This is a genomic window from Curtobacterium sp. B8 (assembly GCF_000333315.1).
In the GTDB taxonomy this organism is placed as follows: domain Bacteria; phylum Actinomycetota; class Actinomycetes; order Actinomycetales; family Microbacteriaceae; genus Curtobacterium; species Curtobacterium luteum.
The window spans coordinates 1-8,147 of record NZ_BACW01000437.1 but is presented as its reverse complement, the minus strand read 5'-3'; the positions used below and the strand labels follow the sequence as shown (position 1 = coordinate 8,147).

At 73.0% G+C, this 8,147-nt stretch carries 10 protein-coding genes; 5 read left to right on the top strand and 5 right to left on the bottom strand.

Annotation, left to right across the window (positions count from 1 at the left end):
• Together I59_RS11250 and I59_RS11245 are read right to left on the bottom strand one after the other, a co-directional pair.
• A partial coding sequence (locus tag I59_RS11250; RefSeq protein WP_022903945.1) for an alcohol dehydrogenase catalytic domain-containing protein occupies positions 1 to 533 on the bottom strand: 533 nt, incomplete at its 3' end.
• Positions 534 to 617: 84 nt separating this feature from the next.
• Complete coding sequence (locus I59_RS11245; protein ID WP_022903944.1) at positions 618 to 980, bottom strand: helix-turn-helix domain-containing protein; 363 nt, start codon at positions 978 to 980, stop codon at positions 618 to 620.
• Positions 981 to 1,105: 125 nt separating this feature from the next.
• On the opposite strand from I59_RS11245, the gene I59_RS11240 reads away from it, so the two are divergent.
• On the top strand, positions 1,106 to 1,753 hold the full coding sequence (locus tag I59_RS11240; RefSeq protein WP_022903943.1) for an NAD(P)-dependent oxidoreductase: 648 nt from the start codon (positions 1,106 to 1,108) through the stop codon (positions 1,751 to 1,753).
• 214 nt (positions 1,754 to 1,967) lie between these two features.
• On the opposite strand, the gene I59_RS11235 is transcribed toward I59_RS11240, so the two are convergent.
• Positions 1,968 to 3,293: an MFS transporter gene (locus I59_RS11235; protein WP_083882064.1), complete on the bottom strand. Its 1,326-nt coding sequence runs from the start codon at positions 3,291 to 3,293 to the stop codon at positions 1,968 to 1,970.
• 122 nt (positions 3,294 to 3,415) lie between these two features.
• On the opposite strand from I59_RS11235, the gene I59_RS11230 reads away from it, so the two are divergent.
• Positions 3,416 to 4,273: a LysR substrate-binding domain-containing protein gene (locus I59_RS11230; protein WP_022903942.1), complete on the top strand. Its 858-nt coding sequence runs from the start codon at positions 3,416 to 3,418 to the stop codon at positions 4,271 to 4,273.
• Positions 4,274 to 4,277: 4 nt separating this feature from the next.
• On the opposite strand, the gene I59_RS20955 is transcribed toward I59_RS11230, so the two are convergent.
• Positions 4,278 to 5,297: a hypothetical protein gene (locus I59_RS20955; protein WP_148286181.1), complete on the bottom strand. Its 1,020-nt coding sequence runs from the start codon at positions 5,295 to 5,297 to the stop codon at positions 4,278 to 4,280.
• Between the two features lie 281 nt (positions 5,298 to 5,578).
• Here I59_RS20955 and I59_RS11215 point away from each other — a divergent pair, with 281 nt between their 5' ends.
• Complete coding sequence (locus tag I59_RS11215; protein WP_022903940.1) at positions 5,579 to 6,559, top strand: aldo/keto reductase; 981 nt, start codon at positions 5,579 to 5,581, stop codon at positions 6,557 to 6,559.
• 147 nt (positions 6,560 to 6,706) lie between these two features.
• On the opposite strand, the gene I59_RS11210 is transcribed toward I59_RS11215, so the two are convergent.
• Positions 6,707 to 7,354 (bottom strand): NADPH-dependent F420 reductase, encoded by a 648-nt coding sequence (locus I59_RS11210; protein WP_022903939.1) that lies wholly within the window; start codon positions 7,352 to 7,354, stop codon positions 6,707 to 6,709.
• Positions 7,355 to 7,383: 29 nt separating this feature from the next.
• Between I59_RS11210 and I59_RS11205 the strand changes: the two genes are divergently transcribed.
• Together I59_RS11205 and I59_RS11200 are read left to right on the top strand one after the other, a co-directional pair.
• Positions 7,384 to 7,740, top strand: coding sequence for a GNAT family N-acetyltransferase (locus I59_RS11205; RefSeq protein WP_376764449.1), 357 nt, complete (start codon positions 7,384 to 7,386; stop codon positions 7,738 to 7,740).
• 17 nt (positions 7,741 to 7,757) lie between these two features.
• The coding region (locus I59_RS11200) for a VOC family protein (RefSeq protein WP_031273649.1) at positions 7,758 to 8,147 on the top strand (390 nt) is incomplete at its 3' end.

Genomic DNA, 8,147 nt, shown 5'->3' with positions numbered 1-8,147 from the left:
GCCCAGCGGGCGAGCTGGATCGCCGCGTGCCCGACGGCCCCGGCGCCACCCGCGACGAAGACCGTCTTGCCCGAGAGTGCGCCCGGCGCCAGGCGGTCCGGGCCGTGCTCGTGCGTGGTGAGTGCGCGGTGGGCGGTCATCGCGGGCACGCCGAGCGACGCTCCGACGTCGTGGCCGACCCTGTCGGGCAGGGGGACCGCGCGCTCGGCGGGGACGACGGTGTACTCCTGCGCCGTGCCGGTCGGTCGGTCGGACGCGGCCATGAACAGCCAGACTCGGTCACCGACCCGGAGGTCGTCGACCTCCGGACCGACAGCGTCGACGACGCCCGAGCCGTCCTGGTTCGGCGTGACCTCGGGGAACGGCAGACCGTCGCCGTAGGTACCGCCGGCGCGGGCCTTCCAGTCGGTGGGGTTGACGCCGGAGGTCACGATGCGGACGCGGACCTCGCCGGGCCCGGGCTCGGGGAGCGGGCGCTCCACGACGGTCAGGACGGACGAGTCACCGGGCTTCGAGTAGACGACTGATCGCATGTCCCCAGGCAACCACCCAGTCGGCGACGGGATTCCAGGCGAACGTCAGACACGCGGACGCGGACGCGCCCGCGCCCGCCGGCCTCACCGCGCGTCGTACTCCGCGCGCGACTCCGCGACGTCGTCCATGTGCTCGGTCGCCCAGCGCTCGAGTGGTTCGAGCACGTTCCGGAGGGAGCGACCCCGGTCCGTGAGTTCGTACTCGACGTGCGGCGGGATCTCGGGGAACACCGTTCGGGTGACGAGGCCGTCCCGCTCGAGCGCCCGCAGGGTCTGCGTCAGCATCTTCTGCGAGACCCCTTCGACGCGGTTCGCGATCGTGGAGTACCGCTGCGGGCCGTCGACGAGCGACCCGATGGTCAGGACGCTCCACCGGTCGCCGATGCGGTCGAGGAGCTGGCGCGACGGGCAGTCGGCCACGTAGGGGGTGTACTCCAGAGCGGACACGACGACCTCCGTTACGCACTGTCAGGTGCCTACTTACCGAAAGAGAGTAACACCCGTACAGTGAGTGACGCCGCGTCGTCAGCACGCCGCACGCACCAGCAGCACGACTCCACGAAAGGACTGCCATGACCAGCATCGTCGTCTTCGGAGGCACCGGGTACGCCGGCTCCGCCATCACCCGCGAGGCCCTCTCCCGCGGCATCGCCGTCACCGCCGTCGCGCGGGACACGTCGAAGCTCGAGCCGGCCGAGGGGCTGACGCTCGCGCAGGGCGACGCGTTCGACGAGGGCTTCGTCTCGGAGGTCACCGCGGGCGCGGACGTCATCGTCGTCTCGCTGCACGCCGTCCAGGCTGACGGGTCCGAGCTGAAGGACCGCTTCCAGCACTTCGTCGATGCGGCCTCGGCGGCCGGCGCGCGCCTCGGCATCGTCGGCGGCGCCGGGTCCCTCTTCGTCGCGGAGGGCGGCCCCCGCCTCTACGACACCCCCGACTTCCCGGACGCCTTCGCGGGCGAGGCGAAGAGCCACGGTGCGATCCTCGAGGCGCTGCAGGCCTCGGACACCGACGTCGACTGGTTCTACGTCAGCCCAGCGGCGGCGTTCGGCGGCTACAACCCGGGCGAGCGCACGGGCAGCTACCGCACCTCGGACGACGTTCTCCTCACCGACGCCGAGGGCAACTCGGACATCTCGGGCGAGGACTTCGCGATCGCGTTCGTCGACGAGATCGTCACGCCGGCGCACCACCAGGCGCGCTTCGGCGTCGCGTACTGACGCGACCGTTCGACGGCCTGGAGGCCCGTGGCGCCCCCGCCACGGGCCTCGCGTCCGTCCCGCCCTGTCGAGCGCACGTCAGGTCGCGTTCGCACTACCGAAGTCGCTTCGCACCGCGCGATCACGCGGTGCGAAGCGACTTTGGTTGTGCGGCGGCCCGCGCCGCGGGCGGCGCCACGCCGCGCGCGCCGCGCGCGCCGCGGCGCCGCGCGCCTCAGCGGTGCCCGACGATCGCGGGCACCGGCACGTGGTGCCGCATCCGCACCGCGAGGTGCAGGCCGCCCCGCCGCGCGAGCACGAGCGCGACGACCGCGGCCGCGGCCGCGGGCACGCCTCCCGCGACGACCATCCCCACGTGCGCCCCGAAGTGGTCCACCACCTGGCCCATCACCGGCCCGCCGATCGCCTGTCCGCCGAGCAGCACGAGGACGTACAGCGACATCACCCGGCCGCGGATCGCCACGTTCGAGGACAGCTGCACGAGCGAGTTCGACGCGGTCATGAACAGCAGCTGCGACATCCCGACGGCCACGAGTGCCACCGTGAACGGCGCGATGACCGGCACGAGCCCGGTGGCCACGAGCAGCACGCCCGTCCAGAACACCCCGCCGACGATCGTGCGGAGCCGCACCACCGCCCGCCGCGTGGACAGCAGCGCCCCGGCCAGGGCACCGATCGCGACCGCGGAGTTGAACACCCCGTAGCCACCGGCCCCGACGTCGTACACCTCGGACGCGAAGGCCGACAGCAGCACGGGCATCGTCAGCGCGAACACCGAGAAGAACGCCATGAGCACCACCGGCACGAGGATGGTCGGCTTGCGCATCGCGTACCGGAGCCCCTCGACGAGCTGCCCCTTGGTCCGGGGTGCCGGCGGGGTCCGGTGCAGTTCGGACACGCGGAGGAACCCGAGCGTCACGACCACCGCGGCGCACGCGACGGCGTTGACCCCGAACGACCAGCCTGCCCCGACGGCCACGAGGAGCGCCCCCGACAGGGCAGGCCCGATCATGCCGCCGAGCTGGAACACGCTCGAGTTGACGCTGATCGCGTTCCGGAGGTGCTGGTGGCCGACGATCTCCGTCACGAACACCTGGCGTGCCGGGTTGTCGACGACGGTGACCATGCCGACGAGGAACGCGATCACCCAGATGTGCCACGCCTCCACGACGCCGGTCAGGGTGAGCACGGCGAGCAGCAGCGACAGGACCGCGAACGCGCCCTGCGTCAGCATCATCAGCGCCCGCTTCGAGAACCGGTCGACGATGACCCCGCCGAAGAGGCCGAAGAAGAGCATCGGCGCGAACTGGCACGCCACGGTGATGCCGACCTGTGCCACCGACCCGGTCAGCTGGAGCACGAGCCAGTCCTGCGCGATCCGCTGCATCCACCCGGCGGTCATCGCCACGAGGTTCGTCGCCGTGAAGATCCGGAAGTTCGGCACCGACAGCGCGATGAGGGTGTGCCGCCACGGCGGACGTTCGGCGATGACGGGCAGTGGTTCGGTGGGCGGGGGGAGGGTCGTCGATGACGCACTCACGGCTGGGGTCTCCGAACATCGGGGGTGGAACGGTACCCGTTCGAAACTACTTGTCCGCAGCCCATTCGATCCCCGTATGGTTGCTATCAGTCCATTGCGATGTCGAATGAGGGGGTACCGCCGTGCTCGATCCGGTGCTGCTGCGGACCTTCCTCGCGGTCGCGGAGACGCAGAGCTTCACGGCGGCCGGGGTCCGACTCGGGATCAGCCAGCCGACGGTCTCGCAGCACGTGCGTCGCCTCGAGGCAGCGGTGGCACGGACCCTGGTCGCCCGGGACACCCGCGGGGTCACGCTCACGGACAACGGGGACGCGATGGCCGGGTTCGCGCGGACGATCCTCGCGGCACACGCGACGGCGGACGCGTACTTCTCCGGGGCGGCGACCCGCGGGCGGCTCCGCTTCGGCGCCGCCGACGACCTCGCGATCACCCAGCTGCCGCGCATCCTCCGGGACTTCCGGCGCCTGCACCCGCAGGTGAACCTCGAGCTCACGGTGAACCAGTCCGCGCCGCTGCTGCGCCGGGTGCACGCGGGCCAGCTCGACCTCGTCTTCATCAAGCAGACCGCGGGGGAGTCCGCCGAGGGCACCCGCGTCGCGACCGACCAGATGGTGTGGATGGCGCAGGACGGCATCGCGCTCGAAGCGGGCGAGCCGGTGCCGCTCATCGTCTACCAGGCGCCGAGCATCAGCCGGCAGATGGCGATCGACGCGCTCGAGGCCGCGGGGCGTACCTGGCGGATCACGTGCAACACCCGCGACGTGAACGGCGTGCTCGCGGCGGTGCGGGCGGGCATCGGCGTCGCGGTGTTCCCGCACTCGCTCATCCCGGCGGACCTCGTGAAGGTGTCGCAGCGGCTGGCGCTGCCGGACCTGCCCGCCGTCGACTACGTCCTCATCGCGAACCCGACGACGCAGCGGGAGCCCGTGGACGCCCTCACGAACGCGATCCTGTCCCGCGGCGTCATCCGCGCGGTCTGACGGCCTACGGCGCGACGGTCGGGACGGTCCCGGTCCCGGTGAGGTCGGGCAACGTGATGCCGGCCGCCGGCAGCAGCGCCGAGGCCACCGCCCACAGCAGCACCAGGGTGCCGACAGCGCCGAGCACGGCACCGAGCAGCGCGACGGGCCGCTGCCAGGTGGCGGTCCGGTCGCGGAGCACGACGATCGACACCACGAGAGCGAGCACGCCGAGGAGCACCCCGACCCAGTGCACGGTCGACGGCGCGGTGAACCACCATGCGGCCAGTCCGAGCGTGGCGAGTCCGGCCAGCGCTCCGAGGACGGCTCCGGGCGTCGCGCCGAGTCGCCGGGTGGTCGCCGGGTCCGCGGCGGTCGCCTCCGTCGGGCCTGCGCCGGAATGGAGGATCGGCTCGGTCGGGGCGGGTTCGCGCACCACGGGCGCGGCGACGGTCGGCGCCGCGTCGGCCTGCGTCGCTAGCGGGAGGCCCGGTCCGACAGCGGACGCGGGTGCGCCGGCGAGCGTCGCGGCGCCGGCGGACGCGTCCGGGGTCAGCGGCGGTGCGACAACACCCTGGCGGGCGGCGAACCGCGCGGGCGTGCGGTACCCGACGGGTCCGGTCGGCTCGGGTTCGGTGCCCTGCACGACCACGTGCTCGAGGCCCGGGACCGAGAAGCGCGGCTGCCCGACCGTCGGGACGGCCGGTGCCCGGGGAGCGACGGGGGCCGGAGCCGCCGCCGCGGGGGTGGCGAGCGGACCGGCGTCGACCGGGGAGACCGGTGCCGGGGATGCGGTCAGGAGCTGGTCGAACGGCAGGGTGTGCACCGCGGGGGAGGTCGGCGCCGGCGGCAGGAGGTCCTGGTCCGGCGGGAAGTCGGGGACGACGACGTCGGCGAGCGGGGCGGACCCACCGGCGACGTCGGCGAGCGGGGCGGACGCACCGGCGACGGGGTCCGCGGCCTCGACCTCGGCAGCGGCAGCAGCAGGAGCCGCGGCGGCGACGCCCGTGGGGGCCGGGGCCACGACCGCCGTGGGGCCGGCCACGGGCGGACCGGCCACGGGCGGACCGGCCACAGGCGGACCGGCCACGGGCAGGGCGGCGGCCCTCTTGGCGGGCGCGGGGCGTGCCTCCAGGCCGTCCTCCGGGGGAGCGGTGACCCAGGCGGGGACCGGCCGACGAGGTCGTTCGGACTCCGGCATGCGATGCGACGCCACTGCAGCTCCCTCCGCTGGTCTGATCCAGACTCAGTTGTATCGGGGAGCCCCCGGGCGGGCGCATCCCCAGTTCGGGGCCGTCCGCGGCCGGTCGCCGGTACGGTCGGGGCATGACCGGAATCGAACACCGTCCGCTCGGGCCCTCGGGGCTCGTCGTGTCCACCGTCGGCCTCGGCTGCAACAACTTCGGACGGCCGGGCACCGCCTCCGAGACGCAGGAGGGCACCGACGCGGTGGTGCATGCCGCACTCGACGCCGGGGTCACCCTGTTCGACTGCGCGGACATCTACGGCGGTCGTCCCGGCCTCAGCGAGGAGATGCTCGGGAAGGCCGTCGCCGGTCGCCGGGACGAGATCGTGCTCGCGACCAAGTTCGGCCTCGACATGCAGGGTGCGAACGGGCCGGACTGGGGAGTGCGCGGCTCGCGGCGCTACGTCCGGCTCGCGGTCGAGTCGTCGCTCCGACGCCTCGGGACGGACTGGATCGACCTGTACCAGATGCACGCGCCGGACAGCGTCACGCCGATCGAGGAGACGCTCTCCGTGCTCGACGACCTCGTCCGCGAGGGCAAGATCCGCTACGTCGGCCACTCGAACTTCGCCGGGTGGCAGATCGCCGAGGCCGAGCTCACCGCGTCGATCGCCGGCACCACGCAGTTCGTGTCGGCGCAGAACGAGTACAGCCCCCTGGCGCGCGGCGTCGAGGACGAGGTGCTCCCCGCCGTCCGGGCGTACGCCCTCGGGTTCCTGCCGTACTTCCCGCTGTACAACGGACTCCTCACGGGCAAGTACACGAAGGCGGGCGGACCGGCGGACGGACGCCTCAGCACGTCGAAGCCGCAGCTGCTGGCCGACGCCCCGTGGGACGTGCTCGACGAGTTCCAGCGGTTCTGCGACCAGCGGGGTGTGACGATGCTGCAGGCGACGTTCGCCTGGCTGCTGGCCCAGCCCGGACTGTCGAGCGTCATCGCGGGGGCGACGAAGCCGGAGCAGATCACGCAGAACGCCGAGGCCGGCGCCGCGTGGGCACCGTCCGAGGAGGACGTCACCGAGATGACCGTCATCTTCGACGGTGCGACCGCGCGGCGCTGAGGCGCGGCGGCGAGGCTCGCGGCGGCTGCGGAGAGTCTCGCGGCGGCGGCGGCGAGTCTCGCCGTGGGCGACCGTTCTCGCGCTCGCACGCGCGCGATCTGTCGCTCAGCGCGAGTCTCGCGGGCCGCCGACCCGGCCCGTGCCGACCTACTGGTCGCGGTACCGCTTCGCGGCGGCGAGCGCCTCACGGAGCTCGTCCGCGGTCAGGCGCGGACCGTACCCGGGGGTGTCGCGCTGGATGCGCCACCCCTCGGCGAGCGGCCCGGCGTCGACGACGTCGAACCCGAACGCGTCGATGAGCGCGGTGACGGTCTGCTTGGCGCCCTCGTCGTCACCGGCGATGACGAGTGCACGGCGGTCGGCCGTGCCCGCCGGGGTCGCGTGACCGGTGAGGTCCGCGGCGCCGATGTGGTTGAACGCCTTGACGACGTGCGAGGCGGGCAGGTGGGCCTGGAGGAGCTCCGCGGTGGTCGTCGTCTCGTCGTCGAGCGCCGCGATGTGCCCGTCGCGCTGCGGGTAGTAGTTGTTCGTGTCGATGACGACCTTGCCGGCGAGCGGCTCGACGGGGATGGTCTCGATCGCGGCGAGCGGGGTCGTGACGATGACGACCTCCCCGGCTGCCGCCGCCTCGTCGCGGGTCGCGGCACGTGCCGACGGGCCGAGCTCGTCCACCAGGTCGGTGAGCGTCTCCGGGCCGCGGGAGTTGGCGATCACCACCTCGTGGCCGTGCTGCACGGCGAGGCGTGCCAGCTGGGATCCGATGTTGCCTGCTCCGATGATGCCGATCGTGGTCATGCAGGACGCAACGCGCGGGAACGGGGTGCATTCCCGGGCCGGGCAGACGTCGGGCGAGCAGAACGCCGTTCCGGGAGCATGATGGCGGCATGACCGAGGAGTTCCGCCACGAGCCCGACGAGCACCGCTACGCCATGTACGTGGACGGCGAACTGGTGACCGTCCTCGACTACCGCGAGAACGGGGATGCGATCGCGTTCCCGCACACGTACACGGTGCCGAAGCACCGCGGCCACGGCTACGCCGCCGCGCTCGTCGAGCACACGGTCGACGAGGTCGAGCGGACGTCCGACAAGCGCGTCGTCCCGATGTGCTGGTTCGTCGGGCAGTGGTTCGACGAGCACCCGGAGCGGGCCGGGCTGCTCAGCCGCGGCGTGGCCGACTGACAGGACAGGACCCGACCGTGACGACCATCACCCCCTTCCTCTGGTACGACGACGAGGCACGGCAGGCCGCCGAGCACTACGTGTCGCTGTTCGCGGACTCGCGGATCGACAGCGTGGCGGAGACCCCGGACGGGCACGTCCTCGTGGTCGAGTTCACGCTGCTCGGCCGGCCCTACCGTGCGATGAACGGCGGACCGGGCCACCCGCACTCCGACGCGGTGTCGTTCCAGGTCGACGTCGACACCCAGGACGAGCTCGACCGGGTCTGGGACGCGCTCCTCGCCGACGGCGGCCGACCGTCCATGTGCGGCTGGCTGTTCGACCGCTGGGGTCTGGCGTGGCAGGTGACCCCGTCGATGATGGGGGAGCTCATGACGGGGTCGGGCGACCCCGCAGCGAACGCCCGC

What these genes read in the sequence shown, in the direction of transcription:
- I59_RS11240 (WP_022903943.1), top strand. Translation starts at nt 1,106, where the DNA reads ATGACCAGCATCGTCGTCTTCGGAGGCACCGGGTACGCCGGCTCCGCC.
- I59_RS11215 (WP_022903940.1), top strand. Translation starts at nt 5,579, where the DNA reads ATGACCGGAATCGAACACCGTCCGCTCGGGCCCTCGGGGCTCGTCGTG.
- I59_RS11210 (WP_022903939.1), bottom strand. Translation starts at nt 7,354, where the DNA reads ATGACCACGATCGGCATCATCGGAGCAGGCAACATCGGATCCCAGCTG.